A 25,206-nucleotide genomic window follows, 5' to 3' on the forward strand; every position below is an offset into this window, starting at 1 on the left:
ATGGATATGCTCGTAGTTGAGAAAATTTCTAAAAAAATTGGCACTAAAACCATCCTTTTTAGTGTAGATTTGAAAGTGAATAAGGGAGATTTTATTTGTATTCTCGGAGAGAATGGTGCTGGGAAAAGCACACTATTGAAGATTCTTTCCCTAGTTATGAAGCCTACGAGTGGCAAAGTATTCTTTCACGGGGTCGATGCGACAACTGCTGGTGGGGTTATTGGTAAGCACTTGGGTGTAATATCCCATCACACCTTTTTATATGAACAGTTAACTGCTTATGAAAATCTTCGATTTTACGGTCGAATGTATGGGGTAAGTCATCTTGAAGAGCGCATTTACAGTGTCCTAAAAGAGGTTGGTTTGGAACTTGCTTTGAATGAACGAATCCAAAGTTATTCGAGGGGAATGCAACAGCGTCTAGCAATCGCCAGGGCTATGATTCATAGCCCTGAGATTCTATTCCTTGATGAGCCACACACTGGGTTGGATCAACAGGCTACTAATACATTTAACAATATAATGACGAAGATTAATTCGGCAGGCGGCACGATAATCATGATTACCCACAATATAGAAGAGGGCTTACTCCTAGCGAATAAAGCAATTGTTGTGTCTCGGGGGCGGATAGTGTACCAAGGAACGACCGAAGGTTTGAATAAAGATGAAGTTCAAAAGCTTTGCATCGTAAATGGAGGTGGAAAAAATAAACTACCTCAACCAAGTTAAAACGCTGATCTGGAAAGACCTTCTTTCTGAGTTGAAAACAAAGGAAATGATTAGTGGTATTCTCGTGTTTTCCCTTCTAACCATGGTGATCTTTAATTTTGCCTTTGATCCAAATATAGATACTATTAAACAGGTCTTTCCAGGAATTATGTGGGTTGCGTTCAGTTTCGCGGGAATAACAGGACTGAATCGCTCCTTTCTCACGGAGAAAACCAATGATTGTCTTACAGGGCTAACTTTATGTACGTTAGATAGAGGGGTAATATATTTAGCTAAGTCTATATCGAATTTTATATTTATGTTCATTGTGGAGGTCATTACTGTCCCAATGATGTTTATCTTGTTTGATTACAAGTTTAAGGGTTCGCCTCTTTTTTTGGGTCTCGTTATCATACTAGGGACCTGGGGATTTATTTCCATCGGGACATTTTTATCGGCGTTAGCAATTAATACGAGAAACAGTGAAATTTTACTTCCGATTATCTTATTTCCTCTAATTGTACCTGTGCTAATCGCTGCAGTCCAAGGAACAGGTGTAATACTCAGTGGCGGTACCTGGTTCGACGTCTCCAATTGGTTAAAAATTCTGTTGGCATTTGGAGCTATCTTTACTGTAGTCCCTTGGATACTATTTGACTATTTGTTGGAGGTGTGAAAATGGTAAAAAGAGTATTAGCCTGGCTAACTTTTATAACAGTCCTGATAGCTACTTATCTTGTGTTTATGTGGGTACCCAATGAGCGAATTATGGGCCCGGTTCAAAAGATTTTTTATTTTCATGTGTCAGCAGCATGGATTGGCTTTTTTGCCTTTTTTGTGGTTTTTGTTGCAGGGGTATTATATCTCAGGACAAGGAACGAAAAGTGGGATGCTGTTGGTGCTGCTTCGGCAGAAATAGGTATCATGTTTACGGCTATCGTTCTGATTACAGGGCCTATCTGGGGAAGAGCTGCCTGGAATGCATGGTGGACTTGGGACCCTAGACTTACAACAACCTTAGTTTTGTTTTTCATTTATATTGCCTACTTTATGGTCCGCTCTTCAATTATTGAGCCGGAGAAAAAAGCTCGCATAGCAGCAATTTTTGGAATGGTAGGTTTTATAGATGTGCCTATCGTATGGTTCTCAATACGATGGTGGAGAACGATCCATCCAGTAGTCGTAAGTAGTTCCGGTTTTGCAATGTCTTCAAAGATGGTGGTTACTCTCTTGGTTAGCGTAGTCGCATTTACATTTCTTTATTTCTTTTTATTAGCCAATACTATGTTTGTTGTGAAAATGCAATCCGAACTCGCTATGCTAAAAGAAAAGATTAGAGAGGGGAGATAGAATATGAGTTATTTATTTGCTGCCTATTCAGCCATTTGGTTTGTAATTTTCTTTTATGTCTTTACGGTGTCTAAACGTCAACGCAGTATTGAGAAGGAAGTACTGTATATTAAATCTATTATAGATCCTAAGGGAAGTGTGCCAACTGATTTATAATATTGCTGGACGCTCCCATTGATTGGGCAGAAAAATCACTCGTTACTTAAATAAAACGAGCCACGAATACAGTTAGTACTAGTGGCTCGTTTCACTATTTTGGGAATTTAGATATGTTACTATTTATTGAATCTAAGCATTTTAAAAACAAGCATAAAAAACAGCTCTAATCTGAGCTGTTTATAAACAAATATTAATTTTCTTACCAGCAACCACCGTAGTAGCCGCCACCATTTGAACCCCAGCCGCCGTAATATCCACGGCCATATCCCCACCCGTAGTCTTGAGTCGGTGCATTTGTACCATACTGTTGGGTATACTGTTGCCTATTTTGCTCATAAATATCAATATTAGCTTTAGTTACATCTGCTTGATCCAGGGTAATTTCTCCTGCCTCTGCATATTTATCGACGATCCGTTTCTGCAACTCTAATATTTGTTGGTTCAAAGCCTCAATTTCCGTTTTTTGTTGATCTGTTATTGCTGCATATGTAGGAGCTGCTGCGAAAGCTAGGATGGAAAGAGAGGCAATAATAGTGATTAATCTTTTTTTCATATAAACTACCCCTTCAATACTATTCTAGTTAAGACAAACTTTTTTGCATGATTGGTACGTTACCAGCACCACCACCCTGAACGGCTCATCATCGAACCATTATTACCGTTCCAGCGGCTATTTCCGTAGTTGTACCAACCATTATCTGACCAGTTCCCAGGATTCATCTGACCATAGTAGGGATAATAAGATGGTCTTTGAGAGGATTCAGACTGATTTTGATCAGATTCTTGAGCAGCCCAGTATCCTTGTGGTGACATTGGAGCAGCGTTGACGTTTGAGGTGGATAATCCAACCGTTAGGAATGTAGCCGCAGCACATAGAATCAAGGTTTTCTTAAAAAATTTCATTTGTACACCCCCTTTTTTTATAAGTTAATTATATAATCCTTAAATCACAATAATGTTACGGAATTTTAACATTTTTGTGATAGGGATTCACCGTAATTTACCTGTTCGTTACTCCTTAAAAAGCACAGATGGCAGGCCCTTTTTAGGTAACCTGCCATTTGTGCCTTTTAAGATGTTACCACCTATAACCTGAACCGTTATTAGACATCATATTTCCGTTACCATTTCCGTTCCAATTTCCATTCCAACAATTCTGATCCCATTGAGGAGGACAATAATTGTATTGATAGTTTTGGCTTGGAGCTGGTGTTGAAGGCTGACTGGGAGCCGGTTTAGGAGTAGGTTTAGCTACTGCTGGCTTTTGAGGTGTCGGTTGAGTTGGTGTCTGTTGCTGCACAGTTTCTTGGGTAGGTGTTGTAGAAGCAGGAGTCTGTGTGGAGGGATCAGTCGTAGTTGAAGGAGTTGTAGCTGTTGGCGTTGTAGCACTGGGGGAACTCGTATTCATATTCATAACCATTGGATTAGGATCATTTTTAATCCAATCTGCCATTTTTTGTTCATAATCTGTAGAAGTTGCGGCTGTTGCAATTCCAGCTCCTCCAACAAATAGACCTAAAGCTAATGCACCTGTAAAGAGCTTGTTTCTGAAAATCTTCATAATCATTTTCTCCCTTCAATTGTCTTTATAATTTTTCAACTTGCATGTAAAGAATATTTAGGCATCATTCGAATTTATTGACCACCTCCGTGTTCAAGTAGTCTTTCGACATCAAAGATTACCTTTAGGGGGGTCTATATAAAATTTGGTACTGTCTTTTAGAAGTCCATATAATCGGACTCATAAGCACCAAGACTATACCGCCAATTTGTTCTTAGCTAAACAAAAAAATTCACATCCTTACAATTAAGGAGTACAACTATATGTTCACATATATTACCTATGCCCACCGTTATAGCTACCTGACATATGATTCTCGCCCATGGAATTATGATTTTGACCATCACGGTTCATATTATGATTTTCGTTATAACCGTTTGTGGTAATGTTATTTGTGTTTTTAACCGTACTTGATGGCTGAGCGCTTTGATTCGTTTGAGCGTTATGCCATTGCTGGTGTTGTTGAGAATTCATATCTGAATGATCTTGGTAATCATTGCAATAATATTGATAGTTTTGGCTTGGAGCTGGCGTTGAAGGCTGACTTGGAGTAGGTTTAGATACTGCAGGTTTTTGATGTGTCAGTTGAGTTGGAGTCTGCTGCTGAACAGTTTCTTGGGAAGGTGTTGTAGAAGCAGGAGCCGTTGTAGAGGGATCTGTATTATTAGTAGTTGTAGAATCAGCCGGAGTCTGTGTGGAGGGATCAGTAGTTGTTGTTGTAGAATCAGCCGGAGTCTGTGTAGTAGTAGAAGGATCAGCTGTTGGCGTTGTAGCACTGGGGGAACTCGTATTCATATTCATAACCATTGGATTAGGATCATTTTTAATCCAATCTGCCATTTTTTGTTCATAATCTGTAGAAGTTGCGGCTGTTGCAATTCCAGCTCCTCCAACAAATAGACCTAAAGCTAATGCACCTGTAAAGAGCTTGTTTCTGAAAATCTTCATAATCATTTTCTCCCTTCAATTGTCTTTATAATTTTTCAACTTGCATGTAAAGAATATTTAGGTATCATTCGAATTTATTGACCACCTCCGTGTTCAAGTAGTCTTTCGACATCAAAGATCACCTTTAGGGGGGTGGCCGTAAAAACTTTTCAAAAAAACAGGCCGCTACCAAGTAACGGGTCTATTCTGAGGTGCGCAATTTAATAGCAGAAGAATTGCTCAGCCTTTCAATTTAAGGAGTGCAATTTTTTATGTAACCAGTGACTCCGCCTCCCACTGTATGACTTTAGGCCAACAAGTGAAGACAGTGTCTTCGGGGTTTCTATGCCCTATGTAACAGGAAAACATACGATTTGTGACATTCCTGTAACATTTAAGCTCTATAATGGAATCTAAAATGAAATGTAAATTATTTTATCCTACCCCATAAAAGAGGTTCACTTTATACGAATGAATAACAGTGGAGTGATTAATGTGCATGAACCGATTTTAAAAGATTTTCTTCTCTCGGCTCAAAACGGTGATACTCTCTCCCGGGAGGAAATCATAAAATCTCACAAAAACTTTATCGCAAAGGTAAGTTCTAGAATATGCAATCGGTATTTAACCTGGGATAATGATGATGAGCTGAGCATAGCGCTCATGGCCTTTAATGAAGCCATTGACAGCTTTGACCCTCAAGGCGGAGCAGCTTTTGAAAGTTTTGCACACACCGTTATTCGAAGAAGATTAGTCGATTATTTTCGCAAAGAAGGAAAACATAAGTATCTCTCCTTGTCCCCAATGAATCCTGAGGACGAGGAATTGAGCATTTACGACCTTAATAATTCTCAAGAGCAATATCGAGAAGAAAAGAGTAATGCCCAGTTTGCCGAAGTCATGGAGACCTACATTCATGCACTCAGTGAATATGGTGTTTGTATTGATGATTTACTCAAAGTATCTCCTAAGCATCGAGATAGTAAACAAACCCTTATCCGAGTGACAATGACATTGATTCAATACCCTCATTTAGTTGCCCAATTAAAGAAGCATAAACTCTTACCTATCAAAGAACTCGAGCTTACAACCGGAGTTAAGCGAAAGGTTTTAGAAAAAGGAAGAAGGTATATTATTGCTCTTACCTTGATTCTCTCTGAGCCAGGATTTTATCCACTCAAAACGTTTACCAAAATCACTACAGATTTAATGGAGTAGGTGGTTATATTATGGAAAAAACCAAAGGAATTGTTATGCGAACCTCAAAAAAGGTGACTGCTATATACACGGAAAAAGGAGACTTTATTGAAGTCCCTACGCCAAAAGAAATTCCGCGTGTAGGCGATATGATTGAGGTGGATATTAAAAACAAACGGCTCCCGCTTTACAGTCAATCTTGGCTTAAGTACACGGCCTCTGCTGCTATCCTTCTCCTTGTCTTTTCGTTGGCCGCATTTAATATTTTAGCTCTTCCGAACATGGCAGTGGCCTCTGTTTCACTAGATATGAATAAAGGTATCGAACTTCTGGTGAATAAAGATGGTAAAGTGATTGAAGTACGCGATGTTAATGGCGGGGCATATATGGTTGAGGGATTATCTCTAACCGGTCAAGATCCCTACCAAGCCATTAACCTCATTATCGAGAATGCTGTGAAATCAGGAGAACTAGAAGAGTCTGAAAATCTTATCTTTGTCCGTATCGTTCCTCTCTCTCAATGGTTTGATAATAATCTTGATAAAGAAACCCTAAAACGTTCAATTGAGGCTGAAATGTCACGTTTAAACGTCGCTGGGAATTTGATCGTTGGTGAGTCCAATGAAGAAGTGCGTAAGGAAGCTATAGAACATGGAATGTCCGTGAATGACCATATTATGTATGAGCGCTTCCAAGAAAACGGAATCGTTGTACAGCCTGAGGCCTTGCGCGGTAGTGATCCAAAACAAGTTTTATCCGATACTAATATGAACATAAGTGACCTTTTTCCGGGAGAATGTACTGAGATTAGATCATCTATGCAGTCGGGAAGAACTGAGAGTAGTTCAAATTCATGGGGTTCCGAAATGGGACCAAAGGCTCATGATAATCGGGGAATGGAATCCGGTGAACAAAGTCCCTCTTCTATGCATAACAACGGGTCTAACGAAACTCCTGAAGTCTGGCATAATTCACCTGCAAATTCAAGCAACTCAACACCTCAAAGCCCTACAGAGCAAAATTCAACGCCCCAAAGTCCCCCACAGCAGAACTCGACGACTACTCCGAATTTTATGAATAAAAATCACGATGAAAACTGGAATGGGGAATCAGAACACGATGGTGAATACAATTCCTCTGAGCCAATGAATTCATGGCGAGATTCAAATCATAATTCAGATTGGAGCAAACATCGTTCCTGGTAAAAACAATAAGGAGAAGGCGAGAATATCTCGACCTCTCCTTATTGTTTAATTTTCTAACGGGAAATAGACGGTAAACATTGTACCATTCCCTAGTTTACTTTCGGCCGCAACCTTTCCACCATGCATTTCAGTTATCTTCTTTACAATGGAAAGTCCTAGACCCGTTCCGGTTCCTCTCCTGGACCTCGACTTGTCCACTTTATAAAATCTTTCCCAGATATTTTCGAGCTCTTCCTGGGGAATGCCGGGTCCAGAGTCTTTTACCGCAATAAAAGCCCAACTGTTCTCTATCCCAAGCTGAATACTTATTGTTCCATTTAAATCGGAATGTTTTATCGCATTATCCATTAAATTAGTAAGAACTTGTTTAAGTCGATCACTGTTTCCCCAAATCGTGATTTGTTGTTTTGGTAAAATAACATTTAATTGAATTTCTTTTGACTCTGCAAAATGTTTTAATCGTTCCGCTGAAATCTGAACAAGCTTATTTAGTACGATATAATCCATATCATCTAAGGAATTGATAGCTTCTAATCCCTTGAGGTCTTGAAGATCATCGACGAGCTCTCTAAGTCGTTCGGTCTCATCAATAATTAGTTTCAAATAGTGTTGTTCTTGTTCTTTAGATTTTACTAAACCGTCTAGGATGGCTTCGGAAAAACCCTGAATAACAGTCAATGGCGTACGCAATTCATGGGAGACGTCCGAAAGAAGTTCTTGTCTTAAACGATCGAGACGTTCAATATCATCGATTTTTCCCTTCAGCTCGGAGGACATAACGTTAAATGAATGGGCAAGACGACCGACCTCATCTTCTGATGCTACTTGAATTTGTCGGCCATATTCTCCTTCTGCTATATACTGAGCAGTCTCCTCCATCTTAATCAAAGGCCGAACGAGCTTTCTTGAAATGAATACACTAATAATAGTCGCTAGTATAATTCCAATAACAGCTCCAATGAGAGCTATGACTAAAATGCTGTTAACATGCTGCTTTATTGTTGATAATGGACTACTAATAACAACAGAACCAAGATTTTTACTTTGGTCTTTTAAAGGAACTACAACTAAAAAAATTTCATCGATTACTCCTGGAAGTTTTCCGGAGTAAACTACATTATTTCCGCTTGAGACTTTTTCTTTAAACCCTGGTTCATGAAGAATCCTTTCAAGGGGTTCATTAAGCGGCTGTCCGTATAACAACTCTCCGTCAAGATTAGCTATTGAAATATTAGCGTTTAAGAATTTTCCAAGAATCCGAAACCTTTCATTGATACGTTCGCCTTCTGTATCTTTATAGGTATTGTAGATGGTAACAACTTCCTGAGCCTCATAGATATAAAATTTAGCTTGTTGGTTATAAATTAGCGTTCTAATTTGCTGAGCTTGAACCAAAATAGAAAACAGAAATACCCCTAAAACCAAGGCGATAATTGTCAGCCAAAGTTTTAGGCTAAGGCTCTTTTTCAATGACCATTGAATTCGAATTTGTAACCAACTCCCCTAACAGTTTGAATGAAATCACTGTAACCTACTTGACTATCAAATTTGGAACGTAATCTGTTAATATGAGTATCGACCGTTCTTGAATCTCCGCAGTAATCAAAATCCCAGACTGAGTTAAGCAACTGGTCTCGTGTAAAAATTCGACTTGGATATTTGGCTAAAACTAATAATAGGTCAAATTCTTTCGCTGTAAGTTTAACTTCTTTGCCTTCTACTACGATTTCACGGGTAATTTGGTTAATTGTAAAACCAGGGAAGATGATGAGATGATCTTTAGATTGTTCTCCATCTAGCCTTCGAAGAACAGCTTTTACACGTGCATTCAGTTCCCTTGGACTAAATGGTTTTACTACATAGTCATCGGCACCTAAATCAAAGCCGAGAATCCGATCATTTTCTTCACCTTTAGCAGTCAACATGATAATCGGAATTTGAGTCTCTTTTCTTAAGATCTTGCACACGGTCCACCCATCTAAACCAGGAATCATTAAATCCAAGACAATAAGGTCAAATGCACCATTTCGAACCCTTTCTAAAGCGCTATTTCCGTTTTCAGCTTCTTCAATTTCGTAGCCCTCTGCCTCAAGGTATAGGCGAACAATCTCTCGTATTCGTTCATCATCGTCGACTACCAAAATTCTCATTCTAACTGTCCTTCCTCCATTCTACCAACACCAATATCCTCCGTTATTTTTAGGAGGAGTATACCAATCGTATTGAGGATTGTAATTGGGATTCATGGGACTAAACATCATTCCGCCTCCACTTGGAGGATATTGCTGATTGGTTGATCGCGGGTAATTTATTATACCAGGTTCATTCGGTTGTGATGTGGATGAACCCTTTGTCCATAGATAGGGCTGGACTATATCTAATCCTTTAGATATAACGAGACCTCCCAGAAACGCAATTACTATAACAAAGATCATTATGATTTTATTTCTCATCCCAATTCCCCTCCGACTAGGCTCTGACTCTTTTTCTAAGATTCTGTACATTGATAGCAGTTGTATTTTCGTTCATATATACGTAGTTTACATTATAAATTCTAATCTTTACAGAACTTTAACGGCAATATAACAATTTTGTTAAAAACCTCGTACTACTTAATTAATGGCACGAGTTTTACTTGGTCTAGAGAAGTATGAGGCGTTCATGAGAATTTCATAAGTTTTTCATTGGTACAACATATCTATAGTATAAAGTTATATTCAGCAAATTAAGTGAAGCTGAATCTGAGGTGCAAAGCCTTAGAACGGGGGAAACTTCTCGTGGGGTGAATCGCAGTATATTGCGTAGGGCATACACCTTTGCCCGAATCCGTCAACTAACCTCGTAAGCAGAAAGGTGGTAAAAAATTGAATATCCCGTACCCCAAGAAATGGTTTGGTGTGGCAGTTATTTCAGGAATAGTTTTAGCTACTAGTCTATTCAATGCCATTCCAGCACAAGCTTGGAAAAATCCGGTTTCCCGTATTGTACCTACAAATATCAGCCTAGAACAGGATAAGATTTTAAATCCTATTGTGAAAGAAGAGCTTAATATGATAGCACTTGATGCACGTGTGGAGACGGAATCTTTAAAAAAAGAGGTTTTCCTAGAGAAAAAATGGCTTCGACAATCAAAGAGAGATAAATCTATAGAAGCTTCGCAAAGTTCTCTGAAATCCACGGAAATTAAGTTATCCACAATAAATACTGAAGAAGTAAAAAAAGAGGTATCTACTGCGCCAGCACCTACTAGATCAAAGCCAGCACCGGCTAAAGCAAAGCCAACCCCAGCGCAACCTCAAAAACAAACAGCTCAAAAGAGCTCACCTCCGGCAGTCTCCAGAGGAGCAGGTGAGATAGAGCAATTACTTAACAGGGCTAACGGTTTAATAGGAGTACCGTATCTTTGGGGAGGAACAACTCCTAAAGGATTTGATTGCTCTGGTTTTGTTGGATATGTATTTAAGGCATCAGGCATTTCCTTACCCCGTACCTCATTTGATATGTATAAAGTCGGCACGCCAGTAGAAAGGAATCAACTTAAACCTGGGGACTTGGTGTTCTTCAGTACGTATCAGAAGGGTGCATCAGATGTACGAATCTATATCGGAGGAAATCAAACGATTGGAGCATCAAGTGGCGGTGTGGACATTCGTAGTTTGTCAGAGAGCTATTGGGATAAGCATTATTATGGAGCAAGAAGGGTACTATAATCAAAAGCGAAACGGCAAGAGCTGGATGCCCTTGTCGTTTCTTTTTACTTCAAAGGGATGGTGTAAATGGACAAAGAAACTTTATTAACCCGCAAAAGATATAATCGGACGGCACAATTCTACGATATCATGGATCGGATGATTAAACCCGATTTGAGGAAAAAGGTACTCAGTGAAGCAGAGGGTAAAGTTCTCGAAGTCGGGGTAGGAACGGGAAAAAACTTGGAGTATTATTCACCGGATTGTCAGGTGATCGGTATTGATCTAAGTCCCGGTATGCTTGCGAAAGCAAAGGCAAAAGCCCAAAGATTACAAGTTAATATATCCCTGCAGGAAATGGATGCTCAGGAACTCCAGTTCCCTGATCACTTCTTCGATACTGTAGTTGCTACCTGTGTTTTTTGTTCTGTACCGGATCCCATTAAAGGGTTAAAGGAGATTAAGCGAGTTTGCAAGCCAGGAGGTAAAGTACTTCTCCTTGAGCATGTTCGCAGTGAAAATCCAGTATTGGGGAAAATCATGGATATTATGGACCCCATAACTGTTCGATTAGTGGGGCCACACATTAACCGTAGAACGGTTGAGAATATAGCAAAGGCTGGACTAAGGATAAAGTATATCGAGGATCGTTACTTCAAAATTTTGAAGTCGATCCAGGCAGCACCGTAAATGCAATTCATAACTTTTTCATAGGGTTTTCAGAGGAAATTCAAAAGAATCTGCTACCATAAAGATAAGGATATAAGAACTAAAGTAAGTAAGAAAAGAGCCTACTCAGGGCTCTTTTCTTAGGAGGAACATATGGGTACAACCGTTATCATTATTGCTTTTGCGGCAGGTATTTTATCTTTTCTATCCCCTTGTATTATACCGATGTTGGGAGTTTATTTTTCCTTAATTACAGGTTTGACTGTTTCAGGCCTAAAAGAGGCCGCAGTAGATTCTGCTTTACGCTTAAGAATCCTGAAAAATACCCTTGCCTTTGTTGCAGGATTCTCTGTAGTTTTTATTGCAGCAGGCGCGGTAGCAGGGCAATTGGCTTCCTTGCTCAGTGAATGGCAAGGGGTTCTGAATTTCTTAGGGGGCACAATGATCTTGATTCTTGCCCTCAAAATGCTTGGCTTTTTTCAACTCCTTTTTCTTAATAGACTTCACTGGGAACCAAGTTTTTTTTCAAAGCTCAGGGCAAAAGCAACTCGAAGTGCCGGGTCTTCTTTCCTAGTAGGACTATTATTTTCGATCGCGTGTTCTCATTGTATTGCCCCGACACTCTTTTCTATTTTAGCTCTTGCTGGTGCGACTCAAACTCCCGGAAGTGGTATGCTTGTGATGTTTTTCTTCTCGCTGGGGCTATCTATCCCTTATATATTAGCGGGAATGACTTTTAATAAGGTGATAAACTTATTGAAACGCTATCGTCGCCACCAAGTAATTGCTGAGCGTTTAGCAGGGGTTCTTATGCTTTTTATGGCATATGTCATTTACACCAATCAATTAACTGAAATAACAGGCTTCCTAGGACGTTTTTTGCCCAATCTACCGTTAGGGATGTGACCTATTCATAAGATATTCACATCTAATTCATCGTATATTTAGAAGCTTGCTGTATAGTAATACCATGATATTCAGGGAGGCATGATTGTGAAGACTAAAGTAATTATTGGAGTTTTAGTACTTCTATTAGTCGGTGGCATTTATGGGGGCGTAGACGCAGCCAAAAAAGCGAAGGTAAGTACGACAAATGCTGCTTCTTCGAATACAAGCGAAACTTCCAACCAGAAGATAACTGACCCCATCATTGATGACAAAGAGGGACTACAAGTGATCGTACAATGGATGAAACAAGAAAATCCATCTCAAGAACAAATTTTTTCGATAACTTTGGATAATCATGCCGTCGATGTGGATGAGTTTCAATTTGAAGGTAACATTACTGTTTTACTCGATGACAAAGAAGTCCCTATTCAGATTGAAGAACTAGAGAGGGAAGGCTCAGGACATCACCTTTCAGCTGAACTCAAAATTACAAGTCCAGAGTTTACTGAGATTAGCCCAGGGAGTAACTTCACATTGAATGTTAAAAATGTGTACGATACTCCGGCACGAAGTTTTACTTGGAAATACTAAAAAAAATTATTATGGAGGTTAATTATGGCACCGATTTTATTTACTATTGGGAATTTCTCCCTTCGTTCCTATGGAGTTATTGTAGCTTTCGCAATATTTATGGGTTTAACAGTTGCCTATCTTCTCACGTCGGATAAGGAATATAGAGAGCATTTATTAGATGTACCTATCTATGGGATTATTGGTGCAATTATTGGTGCACGAACTTGGCAAGTGTTTTTCTATGAATGGGATTATTATTCTCAAAATCTAGCGGAGATCCCTAAGATTTGGCATGGGGGATTGGCAATCCAAGGAGCTCTTGTGGGTGCTGTTCTTGCCGCAGTAATCTATACCAAAGTTAAGAAAATAAACTTTTGGCGTTTAGCAGATATTGCTGCACCAGGATTAATTCTAGGTCAAGGCATTGGGCGGATTGCATGTTTTCTTAATGGCGATGCTTATGGAACGCCTACAGGCTCGAACTTTGGAACCGTTTACCCTGAAGGGACACCTGCCTATGCAGCGTTTGGGAGTCAACCGTTATGGCCGGCTGAAATATGGGAAGGACAGTGGGATTTTATTGTTTTTGCCATAATTATTATGCTTAGTCGTTGGCGTAAATGGTCCGAAGGTTTCATTTTCCTAGCCTATATCATTCTTTATTCAGTCGGTCGATTTGCGCTAGAGTTTCTCCGAGGTGATAGTCCGTATTACTTGTTCAATTGGACATCAGGTCAATGGACCAGTATGGGGATGATTATTATAAGTCTTGGGTTTATGGTAGTTTTGAGAAACAAGCATAAAAATTTAAAACAAACTGAGGTAAGTTCGAAACAATCTAAATGATTAGAATATATTCCATGGAAAGGAGATATAAATGTTTCAATATGGTTATTGGGAAATTGTAGTCATAAATTCACTAATTTTTATCATTTTTGCATTTAGCTTTGTGAGACCGAAAAATGCAACGGATTGGCGTGTTTTCGGAACTTTCTCAGCCTTTATAGTAGCTTTATTTACAGAAATGTATGGGTTTCCCCTCACGATCTACTTACTTTCAGGCTGGTTAAGCGAGAAGTTCCCCCAACTAAACCTATTTGCCCATGATTCAGGTCACCTTTGGTATGAATTATTAGGTTTAAGCGGGGATCCACACACAAGCCCTATCCACATTGCAAGCACGTTGTTCATTAACGGTGGGCTTTTGTTCTTAGCTATTACATGGATGTTTTTATATAGGGCACAGCGTAAAGGTGTTGTAGCAAAAAGTGGTCCTTATGCGCTGATACGACATCCTCAATATGTAGCTTTTATCGTGATAATGTTTGGCTTCTTATTACAATGGCCTACCTTATTAACCTTATTGATGTTCCCAATCTTAGTCATCATGTATATAAAGCTGGCAAAGCTTGAAGAGCGCGAGTCCATTAAATCTTTTGGTGAAGAATACGCAACTTATGCTGATGATACAGGACGATTTTTCCCTAACTTCAAGAAACTTCGCAAGAAATTCACAATCAATTCATGAGATAATCGAATTTGTAGCTTATACTTTTAATAAGTTATCTTACAAGAGAGGAGTAAATCGATGAAATGTTGTGATAACGAAAAGTCAAATGTGGATGAGAGCGGGAATGAGACGGATTGTCAGCATGAGAAGAAACATAAGGGATTTTTTTCCCACATGTGGATGATGGTTTTATGCTGTGGTTTACCGATTGCTATTATTTTGCTAATACCACTTATGGGAGGTTTTTTATCTCCTGGGATAAGGATTGCGTTGCTATCTTTTGCTCCCTTCCTCTGTATGTTGTTAATGATCCCAATGATGTTCATGATGATGAGAGGGCACAAGGAAAAGGGATAAATTCTTTTAAGAATAAAGCCTCAAAATCTACAGCCTCCATATTGAGATCTCTTCTGAACATTTTCAGAAGAGATTTCTTTTTATTATCGACTTTACTTTACGGAGTTTTGGAGATTTACCTGCAATGGATCAATGTGCCCTCCCATGATAGCTATTTACTACTTAGGGAGGGCATCCCTTTGGTTATGCATATGTAATTGAATTTCGAAATTCATAAGTTATTCATAACTATGACATTCTTTTGACAAATTCGATTGCTATAATCATAATTGTCAAAGAGAAATTGACGAAATAAAGGAGAAGAAAATAATGAAAAAACTTAATGCAAAAGCAGGATTAATCTTAAGTAGTGCAGCTTTGGCTCTTGGAATTTTGGCTGTACCCGTATTTGCCGGTACTAACACAGAAACCGCGAATCAAGCGAATTTAGCTCCAATGGCTGCGGTCACCGATAATACCCAACCGGTAGAGAATACCCAACCAGTAGATAATACCACTAAAAATAACTATATGAATGTTGAAGCTATGCAAAATATGCACGAATCAACAGTGATGCAAGAGGCTATGAATTCTGGAAATGTTGATAAAATGAAGGAGGCCATGAATTCTCCTGAGATTAAAGCTCAAATAGGCGAGGATGCAGTTGACGCTATGAATCAAATGATGAGTAATGAAAACATGAATGCTATGCATAATGGAAATATGAACTCTATGCATAATGGAAATATGATGGGGTCAGGGACCAATATGATGAATTGGTAATAATCGGGTATGGGGACCGGGTTCGAGTTCTTTAATGGATACTTCAAAATGTCAAGGGGTAGATGCTCGCATGAGCTTCTACCCCTAAGTGGGTCTATTTAAAATACCAATGGTTCTATTGAAATATTAAATAATTGTTTGGTCGAACTTTAACTTATAATGATGAAGGTAGAATATGAAATGCAACAATGAAGGAATAGAAGAGGGTACGGGCATGCTCAAATTGTATTTATTCATTGGAATGATAGGGCTTAGTGTTTTTTACGCATGGTTTTCACATCTCGTTATGATACCCCTTAATAATAATTTACTATTGCATTGTATCATTTTAGGCCTTAGTTTTGGTCTTGCCAATTTCTTGTTAGCGAATTTATATTTGTATAAACATAACAAACTTAAAAATCAAAATGAACTATTAAAATCGAGACTTATAACCGATAATTTAACGGGATTACTTAATCGTAGAGCATTGGATGTAGAATTAAATAGTTGTAATGAATTGATTTATTCTGTGATCTTTATCGATATTGATAATTTCCATGTTTTTAACAATCAATATGGCCATAAAGCGGGGGACACGGTTCTTTGTAAAGTTTCTGAAACCATTAAAACGACTATACGAGTTGGGGACCGAGCATACCGTTATGGGGGCGAGGAAATCGTAATAATTCTTAAAGACTGTAATCAAAAAAATGCTCAAGGAATCGCAGAAAAAATTCGCACCCGAATTGATATGCTAAGCAACGATCCTTATTCGCAAATTACAATTTCTTTAGGGGTAGCGAGTTGCTCCGAAGAGAGTGAACCGATACAGGATGTAATTGAGAAAGCGGATTTTGCCTTACTTCAGGCTAAGTGCGCTGGAAAAAATCGCACCATCGTATTTGATCCAAAAAATATAATTAACGCTTAAGGTTAGAAACTCCTGGAGATGTCATGATTATGGGATTAAAGAATGGTGCGATAATTTGTGACTAAGAGAACTTGAATCATGGCGAAAATAATGGGTTCTTGGGTTTAAGCGGGGACCCACACACAAGCCCTATCTACATTGCAAGCACGTGGTTCATTAACGGTGGGCTTTTGTTCTTAGCTATTACATGGATATTTTTATATAGGGCACAGCGTAAGGGTATTGTAGCCAAACGCGGCCCTTATGCGCTGATACGACATCCTCAATATGTAGCTTTTATCGTGATTATGTTTGGCTTCTTATTACAATGGCCTACGTTATTAACATAATTAATGTTCCCAATCTTAGTCATCATGTATATAAAGTTGGCAAAGGTTGAAGAGCGTGAGTCCATTAAAATTTTCGGTGAAGAATACGTAACTTACGCTGATGATACAGGACGCTTTTTCCCTAACCTCAAGAATCCTCGCAAGAAATTCACAATCAATTCATGAGATAATCGAATTTGTAGTTTATACTTTTAATAAAACTATCTTACAAGAGAAGAAGAAACATAAGGGATTTTTATCCCATATGTGGATGATGGTTTTATGCTGTGGTTTACCGATTGCTATTATATTACTAATACCAGTTATGGGAGGTTTTTTATCTCCTGGAATAAGGAATATGTTGCTAACTCTAGCTCCTTTGCTCTGTTTGTTGATAATGATGCCAATGATGTTCATGATGATGAGAGGCACAAGGTAAAGGGATAAATTCTTTCAGAATAAAGCATCAAATGTACAGCCTCCATAGTTAGATCTCTTCTGAATATTGTCTGGAGAGATCTCTTTTCATTAAAAGGTAAGAGGTGATTCGAATTGCTAACACGAAAAAAAATATCTGTTATTACACTGGTGTTTTCGCTATTTTTAGTTCTTCTTATGCCCAATATATCATTAGCAGAAGCGAACAGTCTAAACGCCCAGAACTTTAATGTCTATGTAAAACCAGAGTATGATGATCCGCAGACTTTAGTTATTTATAAAGGGGATTTTGTCAATTCAGGGGATGAGATCATAAAGAAAGGCACTCCTATCTCCTTTATCATACCCGAGGATGCCAAGATTGGCATGGCCTGCGAACTTAATGTCCAAGGGGGTCATGAGTGTCAACCATATACTACCAAAGAACTTGGAGACAACAAAGTTCAATTATCGTGGAAAATAACTAAGGATATAGCCCCAAATCAAAAGTACCCTATCTTCCTTGAATTCTATTATGACAATAAAGCCGTGGCTCCCAATAAAAGTTTTGATTATACATTCATTCCCACCTCAAGCATTGATATACTGAAGCTCTGGATCATAGCGCCGAAGGCTGCAACTAATTTTATGACAAATCCCGCATCATTAAATGTTACTCAAGATAAGGAAGGTCTCGCGAATTATCTCTATACTTACAATAACCTAACTTCAGATACACCCGTGAATGTTAACGTTAGTTATGTGAAGTCCGATAACAAACCTACCTTTGATACGCCTCAAGTTGGAGCGAAGACATCACCTTCGTTATCTGGAGCGGGAGAAAATTGGTTAACGAAACCAGCTGTCATTATACCGACAATTCTAGCTATAGTTACCATAGGCTTTCTCGTAATATATGCCTTACGAAAACCCCAAAGTCAATTAGTGAGCAATAACAAGTTAGATAAAGAAAAAAGACGAATACGTCAGATGTTCTTAGATGGAGAAATTAGTGAAGATACATATAAGCAACATATTGAGGACCTGGAGGAGAAATTGAATCGATAAGGGGCAGAACAATGGATCTTAGCAATAAAAAAAACTTAAAAGTTCTAGTTGGCACACTAGTTATTGTAGTTGCTATAGCCTACCTCATACTCTCAAGTTTATCTACAGTGACCACAGCGTACTATCTTAAGGTGGGAGAAGCTTTACAGGGAAACATTGATTTGGACAAATCGTACCGTATTGAGGGAAAGATTGACGTTGAAAAGGCCACCTATAATACAAAAAAAACGCCTATTGAGCTAAAATTTCAAATCTACGATGAGGATAACCCAGATCAAAAGCTTACTGTGATATTCAAGGACGTAAAACCGGACAATTTTCAAGATGCCACGGGTGCCATTGTTGAGGGGAAATTTCAACAAGACGGCACCTTTAATGCGGATATCCTAAACCTGAAGTGCCCTTCGAAGTACGAAGCAGGCGAACCAACAGAGTATGAAGGGAGAGTCTCTGAATTTTTACGCTCCCTTGGCATTAAATCTTAGTCCTATTTTAAGTATTTTAAGGAGGTACATATAGCAATGGCCGAAGTTGGCTATTTCTCACTGATTCTAGCTTTGATTGTAAGTTTATATGGCATCATTGCCTTCCTTTTAGGCGTGCGCAAACAGAATCCAATGTTTCTATCCAGTGCCAAAAACGCATCGCTTGCAGTTGCCCTCCTATGTACGGTGGCGACTGGGATTATGGTGTTTTATCTAATGACGGGTGAGTATACGATCAAATATGTCTATAGTTATACAAGTAACGATCTGTCTGTGTTCTATCGCTTTGCTGCTCTCTGGGCAGGAAATGCCGGCTCACTGCTACTTTGGCTGTTGCTTTTAGTCTGGTATACCGTTATTGTCGCGTATTCCAAAAAGACGCAACACTTAACTCCTTATGCAAGCAGCATCTTGTTGCTCAATTCAGCCTTTTTTCTTTTCGTTCTAGCCTTTCTGAGCAACCCCTTTGAAAGGGTTTCGGGTTGGTATCCGGGTACATATCTGGCAGACGGAGCAGGGATGAATCCAATGTTGCAGAATCCCGGTATGGTTTTCCATCCTGTAACAACTTATCTCGGTTATGTCGGCTTTGCTGTACCCTTTGCCTATGCAATGGCTGCCTTGATTACTCGCAATTCTGATGATCAGTGGATCCGGGTCACTCGACGTTGGACTATTGTGGCTTGGCTTTTTTTAACTCTCGGAAATTTATGGGGAGCACAATGGGCTTACATAGAACTTGGCTGGGGAGGATACTGGGGATGGGATCCTGTCGAGAATGCATCGTTTATACCTTGGCTCACAGGTTCGGCGTTTTTACACTCGGTGATGATTCAAGAACGTAAGAATATGCTTAAGGTCTGGAATGTATCCCTCATTAGTATTACCTATGTTCTAACCTTATTCGGAACATTCCTTGTTCGCAGTGGAGTATTAACCTCTGTTCATGCATTTGGCAGTGGCCCCCTGGGACGTTACTTTCTCATCTTTACTGTGTTCATGTGTTTTTTTGCAGGAGTACTTATCATATTCAGATATGATCTCCTTACCCAGGACCATACCTTTGAGTCCTTTCTTTCAAAAGAAAGTAGTTTCTTACTTAACAACTTAGTCCTAGTCGGGATGGCCTTTGCAATATATTTTGGGACTATATATCCTTTGATTTCTGAAGCGGTTCGTGGAGTTAAAGTTTCTGTTGGAGCTCCCTACTTTAACTCAGTTATCGCTCCTCTAGGCATTGTGCTATTTCTTCTAATGGGCATTTGCCCGCTTATCGCATGGCGTAAAGCCTCGTGGCGAAATCTTGTGAAAAACTTTCTGTGGCCAGCCTTAGGGGCACTGGTGGTGGTTATCATTTTGTTTGTTAGTGGAGAACGAAAAATATATCCTATGCTCGGATATGCTACAGCATTTTTCACTATGGCAACTATACTACTAGAGTTTATTCGAGGAACTAGAGTACGCCATCGTATTACTAAAGAACCATATCCTCTAGCATTTATACGCTTATTGCTACGCAACCGTCGTCGCCATGGTGGTTATATCATTCATCTTGGCCTTGTCATCATGTTGATCGGCATCATTGGTTCGAATAATTCGGATATACAACTTACCAAAACAGTTAATTTTGGAGAAAGTGTTGAGATTGGGAACTACCGGATTGTTTATGAAGGGCTTTACGAAAAACAAAATGGCAAAAAGGATATAGTCTATGCCGACCTTTTGATATCGGATAAAGAGAGCGGAAAATTGCTTGGCAGGATTGAACCACAGAAGGTTTTTTATCAGACGACCAAACAACCAGCGACAGAAGTGGGGCTTCGCTCCACACTTAAGGAAGATTTGTATATCATTTTATCGGCTTGGGAAAAAGATGGGACAGCGACGTTTAAGTTCCACGTAAACCCCTTAGTGGCTTGGATCTGGATTGGAGGATATATACTGATAATTGGCACGATATTTGCTCTATGGCCAGGACGTGGGAGTCAAGCAGGTTCAAAATACCTGAGCAAAGCCTCTTATCCAACGGCTACCAACTTAGGTGAAGGGGGACAGGTTTCGTGAGGGAATTCTTATTTCGAATCTTCACGTTGACTTTAGTGCTTGTCGTGGTAGGTATACTTACCCCTTGGTCAGTAAAGGCTGAAGAATGGCAAACTCGCCAAATACCTGTCGAAGTTGAGCAAGGAGTTGTCTGTGTACTCGATGGTTGCATGATGAATCTTCCTTCCTGTGAAAATGTAGCAGCAGAACAATTAAGGAATGTCATACGCGAGAAGATGTTTAAAGATGGGCTTAACAAGGAACAAACCTATACTTATCTTGCTCAGATCTACGGTGAAAAGGTTTTGGCTGCACCGCCAAAGAAAGGGTTTAACTGGACGGTTTGGTTGGCCCCCTTTGTTCTTACGATCGGTGGAGGAGCATTTATTTATTTGGGCTTGGAGAAGTGGGTTATTCCTAATCGACTGGTAGAGCCCCAAGAGGATATCTCATCCATAGATCCGGAGCTTGAAAAACAGCTTGACGAGGAAATTAAAAAGTATATTTGAGAGGAGGAATAGTCTTTGAATATCCTCTTTAGTACCCTTCTAATGATTTTAACGATTCTTCTTATTATACTTCCTTTTATTAGGAGGAGGCATACTGCCACATTAGCATTTAGCAACGGGCAATCTTCAGAATCAGTTAATCAAAAGGATTTGATACTCGGTACTTTAGGTGAAATCGAATTTGATTATCACATGGACAAGCTTTCATTAGACGATTATCAGACGTTGAAGAGCAATTATTCTCATATAGCTGTCGAGGTTTTGAAAGCTGAGAAATCAAATGCCTATACCAAGGATGATATAAACCTGGCGAAATATAATCTCCAAGACATTGAAGACGAAATCGAAAAAGAATTGGAGACTATGAATAGGTAAATTATGAAAGGGCAAGCACAATGAGAAATTCCTCTATTCTTCTAGCCCTTACAGGTGCACGCATAGAATCAGGGTATACTGTTCCGGGGCATCTTCAGTCTCACATTGCCCTTTTTAACTCAGAGCCTCTTGTTTATACAAATCCCCACTTGTGGGTAGTTTACTTCTTAATAATGCTTAGTTTAGGAATTGCCTGTATCGTTCTCATAGGTAGAAGGCGCAGGGATAGGTGTCAGGAAAAGCCGAATTGGAGCATACCGACTTTGGATAGTAAAAAGAACGAAGTGGTTGATGAAGAAGAAGCATTTCTAAGGCTTAAACGTTTAAATGATAGGTTGCTGGGCGAGATAAAATCACTGGATTCACAATTTACTTCTGGAAAAATTCCTGAGGAACGGTATCAGGATTTGCGTGAGCAGAAAAAGGAAATGCTTGTACGAGTTAAAATAAGACTCAAAGATTTAACAGATGGTTAAACCACCATCTTACGGAGGTAACAGATGATTGTCGCTGAAGGTTTGACCAAGAAAATTGGAACCAAGGAAATTTTAAAAGGTATTGATTTAGAAATTCACGACGGTGAGTTTGTTACATGTTTTGGTCCCAATGGAGCAGGAAAAAGTACCACCTTAAATATTTTGGCACTCCTTAGTAAACCCTCAGGGGGCAATCTCTGGATAGACGGTCAAGATACAAAAGAAAATACCGAAAGTTTGCGTTCAAAGATTGGTGTGATATCCCACAACTCATTTTTGTACAATAATCTCACGGCACAGGATAACTTAGAATTCTATGCCAGAATGTATCAAGTATCTCATCCCAAGGCGAGAGTAAGTGATTTGCTTGAGAGAGTGGGTTTAACATATGCTGCGAATGAACTTGTAGGTGCTTTTTCACGGGGTATGCAGCAACGTTTAAGCATTGCACGTTCACTCATACATAAGCCCTCGATTCTTCTGCTGGATGAACCATATACGGGTCTTGATGAACGAGCTAAGCATATTCTGAATACCCTTTTGGCCCAAATATCCCAGAACAAACGAACTATCTTCTTAATTACTCATGATTTTGAGCAAGGTCTCGCACAGAGCAACAAGAGTCTTATCCTTGTCGGAGGTCGTATCGTTTACCGTTGCAATTCTAAGGATATTGATCGGGTGGATTTTCGTAAGACCTACTTGGAGTACGTAGGTGGGGCTGCATGAGCTTTATACATCTAAAGACTCTTCTATGGAAAGAATTCAGAGGAGAATTCCGAACCAAAGAGGTTCTAAGTTCAATGCTGGTTTTTTCTTTGTTAGTGGTTGCTGCTTTTGGATTTGCTCTTGATCTGGATCGTTCTGAAACAGGCAAGGTTTTACCTGGGGTTATCTGGGTGACGTTGATCTTTGCCGGAATCTTAGCCTTAAACCGTTCTTTTACCACTGAACTTCAAAACGATTGTATTTATGGTCTCATGCTCACGCGAGCGAGCCGAAGCACAATCTATTTTGCTAAACTAATAACGAACTTGTTGCTAATGGCCGTCGTAGAAATTATCATCGTCCCTTTATTTTTCATTATGCTCAATTACCCAGCCCCCCCACACCTATCACTACTCGTCTTGGTTCTGATACTTGGAACCTATTGCTTCATGGCGGTAGGGACGTTTCTTGCTGCTTTAGCAGCCGGAACTAGAGTAAGTGAAATGCTTCTACCCTTACTAATGTTACCCATGACCATGCCGGTATTGCTCTGTTCTACCCTCGTCACCAAGGGGGCGTTTGAAATAATGCCTAATGACGTAGGAATTTATATGAAACTGCTCGGTACCTACGCCGTAATCTTTACCGTATTACCTGCTCTATTGTTCGACCACCTACTGGAGGTGTAATTTTGTTAAAAAAATTAGTAAATCGTTATGGAGAGAAAATATTAGCTTGGGCAACGTTTATTACAATGTTTTTGGCTTTGTATATGGCATTAGTTTATGCCCCCACTGAAAAGACCATGGGGGATATACAACGACTTTTCTATTTCCATGTTGCTTCTGCTTGGTTGGGGATGCTTGCTTTCTTTGTTGTATTTTTATCCAGCATCCTTTATCTCATCAAACGAGAAAAGAAATGGGATAATTATGCTTATACATCCGCCGAAATTGGCGTGATATTTACTACCATTGTCCTTGTCACGGGTCCCATATGGGCCAGACCGATATGGCAAACTTGGTGGACTTGGGATCCTCGGCTGACAACGACTTTGATTATGTGGTTTTTGTATATTGCTTATGTTAAGATTCGCTCTTCTCTTCATGAGGATGATAAACGCTCCCGCTATGCAGCGGTTTTTGGAATTTTGGCATTTACCGATGTTCCTATCGTTTTTTTCTCGATTCGTTGGTGGAGAACTATGCATCCTGGTGCCATCGTCTCGGGAAGTGGTTTAGCACTTGCTCCGGATATGAAGCTAGCCTTTTATATGAGTCTTTTGGCATTTACATTACTCTATTTGTTGCTTATGGTTAAAGGTTCCAGAATTGAAACGCTTAGAGCGAAGATTACAGCTCTTAAAGAAACATTGAGGTGAGAGAATGGATCGTTTGTTCTTTCTTTTTGTAGGGTACACCTTTATTTGGGTTCTAATTTTTTGGTACATATCACGACTAGGTACGCGCCAGAAGAAATTGCAAGAGGAGCTCGAATTGCTTAATAGATATCTTCAGGATAAGCCCTAAATGGAGAATAAGTATGGAACGTAAAGTGTTATTAGAAGGAGATCGTTTAGGGGAGGAAATACATGGCAAAGCTTAATGAGAAAAAAGCCCGGTTTGAGGCAGTATATCAACAAAGTCGAAGACGTAAAAAGATTGTCTTAAGTGCTTTTGTCAGTGTGCTTATCCTTGGCATCGCTGTCATGATACTTTCTACACGGGAGGCCATTCCGGGTTTTGATAATAAATATTCAATAGGGAAATCGATGGATTACAAAAATCAAAAAATAGAAATGACCGAGGTTACCCCAACTATCGAAGATGGTCGAGTGAGCATATCCCTTGAAGATCTTAAAAAGAGCTCTATCCTTTATTTAATGTATGACCCAAATTATGATGTTGGAAATGGGCAAAAAGGCTTACCGTTAATGGCCTATCTGACACCGGCAGGTCGAATTACAGTCGCCGTGAGTTTTTGCGAACCGTGTTATTCGCGCAAATTCCGTATCGAAGGGGATGTCCTTGTTTGTAATGTCTGCAATACACGATGGGCAATGGCGGATCTCACAGGGCTGAGCGGAGGGTGTCCGAAGTACCCACCGGACGAGCTCAACTATACGGTAGAGGAGTCTACTGGTAAGATCTATGTTGAGGAAACAGAGCTAAAGGATTGGAAACCTAGAGATTATGACGCATCCACCACGAGTGAGATGAAGAAATAAAGTTAGTTAGTTAGTACCTTTCCTTTGTCGAATACTTACTTCATTAGTTATTCACAGTTTATTCATGACTCGGTCTAATTCAATTGTTACAATTAAACTATACTTAGAAATTCAGGCATTAC

32 protein-coding genes and 1 riboswitch are annotated in these 25,206 nt (G+C 39.4%); of the genes, 26 read left to right on the forward strand and 6 right to left on the reverse strand.

Going from position 1 to position 25,206, the window contains the following annotated elements:
• Genes DESDI_RS05420 through DESDI_RS17545 form a run of 4 tightly spaced genes read left to right on the forward strand, consistent with a single transcriptional unit; the run spans window position 1 to window position 2,214 of the window.
• A complete protein-coding gene (locus DESDI_RS05420; RefSeq protein ID WP_156801118.1) occupies window positions 1-729 on the forward strand; it encodes an ABC transporter ATP-binding protein in 729 nt (242 codons plus the stop codon).
• A complete protein-coding gene (locus DESDI_RS05425; protein ID WP_015261632.1) occupies window positions 692-1,384 on the forward strand; it encodes a heme exporter protein CcmB in 693 nt (230 codons plus the stop codon). The genes DESDI_RS05420 and DESDI_RS05425 overlap by 38 nt, the downstream gene beginning before the upstream one ends.
• 2 nt (window positions 1,385-1,386) lie before the next feature.
• Window positions 1,387-2,058: a cytochrome c biogenesis protein CcsA gene (ccsA, locus tag DESDI_RS05430; RefSeq protein ID WP_015261633.1), complete on the forward strand. Its 672-nt coding sequence runs from the start codon at window positions 1,387-1,389 to the stop codon at window positions 2,056-2,058.
• A 3-nt stretch (window positions 2,059-2,061) separates the two neighbouring features.
• A complete protein-coding gene (locus DESDI_RS17545; RefSeq protein ID WP_015261634.1) occupies window positions 2,062-2,214 on the forward strand; it encodes a CcmD family protein in 153 nt (50 codons plus the stop codon).
• A gap of 202 nt (window positions 2,215-2,416) precedes the next feature.
• On the opposite strand, the gene DESDI_RS05435 is transcribed toward DESDI_RS17545, so the two are convergent.
• The 4 genes from DESDI_RS05435 to DESDI_RS05450 all read right to left on the reverse strand — a co-directional run bounded on the left by DESDI_RS05435 (window position 2,417) and on the right by DESDI_RS05450 (window position 4,726).
• On the reverse strand, window positions 2,417-2,770 hold the full coding sequence (locus DESDI_RS05435; RefSeq protein ID WP_015261635.1) for a YckD family protein: 354 nt from the start codon (window positions 2,768-2,770) through the stop codon (window positions 2,417-2,419).
• 59 nt (window positions 2,771-2,829) lie between these two features.
• Window positions 2,830-3,120 (reverse strand): hypothetical protein, encoded by a 291-nt coding sequence (locus tag DESDI_RS05440; RefSeq protein ID WP_015261636.1) that lies wholly within the window; start codon window positions 3,118-3,120, stop codon window positions 2,830-2,832.
• A 175-nt stretch (window positions 3,121-3,295) separates the two neighbouring features.
• A complete protein-coding gene (locus DESDI_RS05445) occupies window positions 3,296-3,784 on the reverse strand; it encodes a hypothetical protein (RefSeq protein ID WP_242825443.1) in 489 nt (162 codons plus the stop codon).
• A 270-nt stretch (window positions 3,785-4,054) separates the two neighbouring features.
• On the reverse strand, window positions 4,055-4,726 hold the full coding sequence (locus DESDI_RS05450) for a hypothetical protein (protein WP_015261638.1): 672 nt from the start codon (window positions 4,724-4,726) through the stop codon (window positions 4,055-4,057).
• 450 nt (window positions 4,727-5,176) lie between these two features.
• Between DESDI_RS05450 and sigI the strand changes: the two genes are divergently transcribed.
• Both sigI and DESDI_RS05460 read left to right on the forward strand, forming a co-directional pair.
• A complete protein-coding gene (sigI, locus tag DESDI_RS05455; RefSeq protein WP_015261639.1) occupies window positions 5,177-5,923 on the forward strand; it encodes an RNA polymerase sigma-I factor in 747 nt (248 codons plus the stop codon).
• An 11-nt stretch (window positions 5,924-5,934) separates the two neighbouring features.
• Window positions 5,935-7,107, forward strand: coding sequence for an anti-sigma factor domain-containing protein (locus tag DESDI_RS05460; protein WP_015261640.1), 1,173 nt, complete (start codon window positions 5,935-5,937; stop codon window positions 7,105-7,107).
• A gap of 45 nt (window positions 7,108-7,152) precedes the next feature.
• Here DESDI_RS05460 and DESDI_RS05465 read toward each other — a convergent pair whose 3' ends face one another.
• Together DESDI_RS05465 and DESDI_RS05470 are read right to left on the reverse strand one after the other, a co-directional pair.
• On the reverse strand, window positions 7,153-8,577 hold the full coding sequence (locus DESDI_RS05465) for a sensor histidine kinase (protein WP_015261641.1): 1,425 nt from the start codon (window positions 8,575-8,577) through the stop codon (window positions 7,153-7,155).
• Window positions 8,574-9,257, reverse strand: a complete 684-nt coding sequence (locus DESDI_RS05470) for a response regulator transcription factor (RefSeq protein WP_015261642.1) — start codon at window positions 9,255-9,257, stop codon at window positions 8,574-8,576. Before DESDI_RS05470 ends, DESDI_RS05465 begins: the two co-directional genes overlap by 4 nt.
• A 573-nt stretch (window positions 9,258-9,830) precedes the next feature.
• Window positions 9,831-9,970: riboswitch (cyclic di-AMP (ydaO/yuaA leader) on the forward strand.
• A 1-nt stretch (window position 9,971) separates the two neighbouring features.
• Between DESDI_RS05470 and DESDI_RS05480 the strand changes: the two genes are divergently transcribed.
• The 20 genes from DESDI_RS05480 to DESDI_RS05570 all read left to right on the forward strand — a co-directional run bounded on the left by DESDI_RS05480 (window position 9,972) and on the right by DESDI_RS05570 (window position 25,084).
• Window positions 9,972-10,817, forward strand: coding sequence for a C40 family peptidase (locus tag DESDI_RS05480; protein WP_015261644.1), 846 nt, complete (start codon window positions 9,972-9,974; stop codon window positions 10,815-10,817).
• 66 nt (window positions 10,818-10,883) lie between these two features.
• Window positions 10,884-11,486 (forward strand): class I SAM-dependent methyltransferase, encoded by a 603-nt coding sequence (locus DESDI_RS05485; RefSeq protein ID WP_015261645.1) that lies wholly within the window; start codon window positions 10,884-10,886, stop codon window positions 11,484-11,486.
• 132 nt (window positions 11,487-11,618) lie between these two features.
• Window positions 11,619-12,371: a cytochrome c biogenesis CcdA family protein gene (locus tag DESDI_RS05490; RefSeq protein ID WP_015261646.1), complete on the forward strand. Its 753-nt coding sequence runs from the start codon at window positions 11,619-11,621 to the stop codon at window positions 12,369-12,371.
• Between the two features lie 87 nt (window positions 12,372-12,458).
• Window positions 12,459-12,944 carry a hypothetical protein gene (locus DESDI_RS05495; protein ID WP_015261647.1) on the forward strand — a complete coding sequence of 162 codons (486 nt, stop codon included), beginning with the start codon at window positions 12,459-12,461 and terminating at the stop codon, window positions 12,942-12,944.
• Window positions 12,945-12,968: 24 nt separating this feature from the next.
• Window positions 12,969-13,772 carry a prolipoprotein diacylglyceryl transferase gene (lgt, locus tag DESDI_RS05500; RefSeq protein ID WP_015261648.1) on the forward strand — a complete coding sequence of 268 codons (804 nt, stop codon included), beginning with the start codon at window positions 12,969-12,971 and terminating at the stop codon, window positions 13,770-13,772.
• Window positions 13,773-13,803: 31 nt separating this feature from the next.
• The gene (locus DESDI_RS05505; RefSeq protein WP_015261649.1) at window positions 13,804-14,454 is read left to right on the forward strand and encodes a methyltransferase family protein; all 651 of its coding nucleotides are present in this window, start codon (window positions 13,804-13,806) and stop codon (window positions 14,452-14,454) included.
• Window positions 14,455-15,102: 648 nt separating this feature from the next.
• Entirely contained in the window at window positions 15,103-15,555 is a 453-nt protein-coding gene (locus DESDI_RS05515; protein ID WP_015261651.1) for a hypothetical protein, read from the forward strand.
• A 175-nt stretch (window positions 15,556-15,730) separates the two neighbouring features.
• Window positions 15,731-16,468 carry a GGDEF domain-containing protein gene (locus tag DESDI_RS05520; protein WP_015261652.1) on the forward strand — a complete coding sequence of 246 codons (738 nt, stop codon included), beginning with the start codon at window positions 15,731-15,733 and terminating at the stop codon, window positions 16,466-16,468.
• 575 nt (window positions 16,469-17,043) lie between these two features.
• Window positions 17,044-17,223, forward strand: a complete 180-nt coding sequence (locus tag DESDI_RS17830) for a hypothetical protein (protein WP_156801119.1) — start codon at window positions 17,044-17,046, stop codon at window positions 17,221-17,223.
• 105 nt (window positions 17,224-17,328) lie between these two features.
• Entirely contained in the window at window positions 17,329-18,261 is a 933-nt protein-coding gene (locus tag DESDI_RS05525; protein WP_015261653.1) for a hypothetical protein, read from the forward strand.
• Between the two features lie 11 nt (window positions 18,262-18,272).
• The gene (locus tag DESDI_RS05530; protein ID WP_015261654.1) at window positions 18,273-18,746 is read left to right on the forward strand and encodes a cytochrome c maturation protein CcmE; all 474 of its coding nucleotides are present in this window, start codon (window positions 18,273-18,275) and stop codon (window positions 18,744-18,746) included.
• A gap of 36 nt (window positions 18,747-18,782) precedes the next feature.
• Window positions 18,783-20,810 (forward strand): heme lyase CcmF/NrfE family subunit, encoded by a 2,028-nt coding sequence (locus tag DESDI_RS05535; RefSeq protein WP_015261655.1) that lies wholly within the window; start codon window positions 18,783-18,785, stop codon window positions 20,808-20,810.
• The gene (locus DESDI_RS05540) at window positions 20,807-21,298 is read left to right on the forward strand and encodes a cytochrome c-type biogenesis protein (RefSeq protein ID WP_015261656.1); all 492 of its coding nucleotides are present in this window, start codon (window positions 20,807-20,809) and stop codon (window positions 21,296-21,298) included. The genes DESDI_RS05535 and DESDI_RS05540 overlap by 4 nt, the downstream gene beginning before the upstream one ends.
• A gap of 15 nt (window positions 21,299-21,313) precedes the next feature.
• A complete protein-coding gene (locus DESDI_RS05545; RefSeq protein ID WP_015261657.1) occupies window positions 21,314-21,673 on the forward strand; it encodes a hypothetical protein in 360 nt (119 codons plus the stop codon).
• A 263-nt stretch (window positions 21,674-21,936) separates the two neighbouring features.
• The gene (locus DESDI_RS17835; RefSeq protein WP_156801120.1) at window positions 21,937-22,149 is read left to right on the forward strand and encodes a hypothetical protein; all 213 of its coding nucleotides are present in this window, start codon (window positions 21,937-21,939) and stop codon (window positions 22,147-22,149) included.
• Window positions 22,150-22,173: 24 nt separating this feature from the next.
• Entirely contained in the window at window positions 22,174-22,878 is a 705-nt protein-coding gene (ccmA, locus tag DESDI_RS05555) for a heme ABC exporter ATP-binding protein CcmA (RefSeq protein ID WP_015261659.1), read from the forward strand.
• Entirely contained in the window at window positions 22,875-23,546 is a 672-nt protein-coding gene (locus DESDI_RS05560; protein ID WP_015261660.1) for a heme exporter protein CcmB, read from the forward strand. The genes ccmA and DESDI_RS05560 overlap by 4 nt, the downstream gene beginning before the upstream one ends.
• 2 nt (window positions 23,547-23,548) lie before the next feature.
• Window positions 23,549-24,238 (forward strand): cytochrome c biogenesis protein, encoded by a 690-nt coding sequence (locus tag DESDI_RS05565; protein WP_015261661.1) that lies wholly within the window; start codon window positions 23,549-23,551, stop codon window positions 24,236-24,238.
• A 4-nt stretch (window positions 24,239-24,242) separates the two neighbouring features.
• Window positions 24,243-24,386 (forward strand): CcmD family protein, encoded by a 144-nt coding sequence (locus DESDI_RS17555; protein WP_015261662.1) that lies wholly within the window; start codon window positions 24,243-24,245, stop codon window positions 24,384-24,386.
• Window positions 24,387-24,448: 62 nt separating this feature from the next.
• Entirely contained in the window at window positions 24,449-25,084 is a 636-nt protein-coding gene (locus tag DESDI_RS05570; RefSeq protein ID WP_015261663.1) for a Fe-S-containing protein, read from the forward strand.
• The last annotated feature ends 122 nt before the right edge of the window (window positions 25,085-25,206 follow it).

The organism is Desulfitobacterium dichloroeliminans LMG P-21439, from assembly GCF_000243135.2.
Taxonomy (GTDB): domain Bacteria; phylum Bacillota; class Desulfitobacteriia; order Desulfitobacteriales; family Desulfitobacteriaceae; genus Desulfitobacterium; species Desulfitobacterium dichloroeliminans.

Coding starts and splice junctions, on each gene's coding strand:
- DESDI_RS05420 (WP_156801118.1), top strand. CDS start 1: ATGGATATGCTCGTAGTTGAGAAAATTTCTAAAAAAATTGGCACTAAA.
- DESDI_RS05425 (WP_015261632.1), top strand. CDS start 692: ATGGAGGTGGAAAAAATAAACTACCTCAACCAAGTTAAAACGCTGATC.
- ccsA (WP_015261633.1), top strand. CDS start 1,387: ATGGTAAAAAGAGTATTAGCCTGGCTAACTTTTATAACAGTCCTGATA.
- DESDI_RS17545 (WP_015261634.1), top strand. CDS start 2,062: ATGAGTTATTTATTTGCTGCCTATTCAGCCATTTGGTTTGTAATTTTC.
- DESDI_RS05435 (WP_015261635.1), bottom strand. CDS start 2,770: ATGAAAAAAAGATTAATCACTATTATTGCCTCTCTTTCCATCCTAGCT.
- DESDI_RS05440 (WP_015261636.1), bottom strand. CDS start 3,120: ATGAAATTTTTTAAGAAAACCTTGATTCTATGTGCTGCGGCTACATTC.
- DESDI_RS05445 (WP_242825443.1), bottom strand. CDS start 3,784: ATGATTATGAAGATTTTCAGAAACAAGCTCTTTACAGGTGCATTAGCT.
- DESDI_RS05450 (WP_015261638.1), bottom strand. CDS start 4,726: ATGAAGATTTTCAGAAACAAGCTCTTTACAGGTGCATTAGCTTTAGGT.
- sigI (WP_015261639.1), top strand. CDS start 5,177: ATGAATAACAGTGGAGTGATTAATGTGCATGAACCGATTTTAAAAGAT.
- DESDI_RS05460 (WP_015261640.1), top strand. CDS start 5,935: ATGGAAAAAACCAAAGGAATTGTTATGCGAACCTCAAAAAAGGTGACT.
- DESDI_RS05470 (WP_015261642.1), bottom strand. CDS start 9,257: ATGAGAATTTTGGTAGTCGACGATGATGAACGAATACGAGAGATTGTT.
- DESDI_RS05485 (WP_015261645.1), top strand. CDS start 10,884: ATGGACAAAGAAACTTTATTAACCCGCAAAAGATATAATCGGACGGCA.
- DESDI_RS05490 (WP_015261646.1), top strand. CDS start 11,619: ATGGGTACAACCGTTATCATTATTGCTTTTGCGGCAGGTATTTTATCT.
- lgt (WP_015261648.1), top strand. CDS start 12,969: ATGGCACCGATTTTATTTACTATTGGGAATTTCTCCCTTCGTTCCTAT.
- DESDI_RS05505 (WP_015261649.1), top strand. CDS start 13,804: ATGTTTCAATATGGTTATTGGGAAATTGTAGTCATAAATTCACTAATT.
- DESDI_RS05515 (WP_015261651.1), top strand. CDS start 15,103: ATGAAAAAACTTAATGCAAAAGCAGGATTAATCTTAAGTAGTGCAGCT.
- DESDI_RS05520 (WP_015261652.1), top strand. CDS start 15,731: ATGAAATGCAACAATGAAGGAATAGAAGAGGGTACGGGCATGCTCAAA.
- DESDI_RS05530 (WP_015261654.1), top strand. CDS start 18,273: ATGGATCTTAGCAATAAAAAAAACTTAAAAGTTCTAGTTGGCACACTA.
- DESDI_RS05535 (WP_015261655.1), top strand. CDS start 18,783: ATGGCCGAAGTTGGCTATTTCTCACTGATTCTAGCTTTGATTGTAAGT.
- ccmA (WP_015261659.1), top strand. CDS start 22,174: ATGATTGTCGCTGAAGGTTTGACCAAGAAAATTGGAACCAAGGAAATT.
- DESDI_RS05560 (WP_015261660.1), top strand. CDS start 22,875: ATGAGCTTTATACATCTAAAGACTCTTCTATGGAAAGAATTCAGAGGA.
- DESDI_RS17555 (WP_015261662.1), top strand. CDS start 24,243: ATGGATCGTTTGTTCTTTCTTTTTGTAGGGTACACCTTTATTTGGGTT.
- DESDI_RS05570 (WP_015261663.1), top strand. CDS start 24,449: ATGGCAAAGCTTAATGAGAAAAAAGCCCGGTTTGAGGCAGTATATCAA.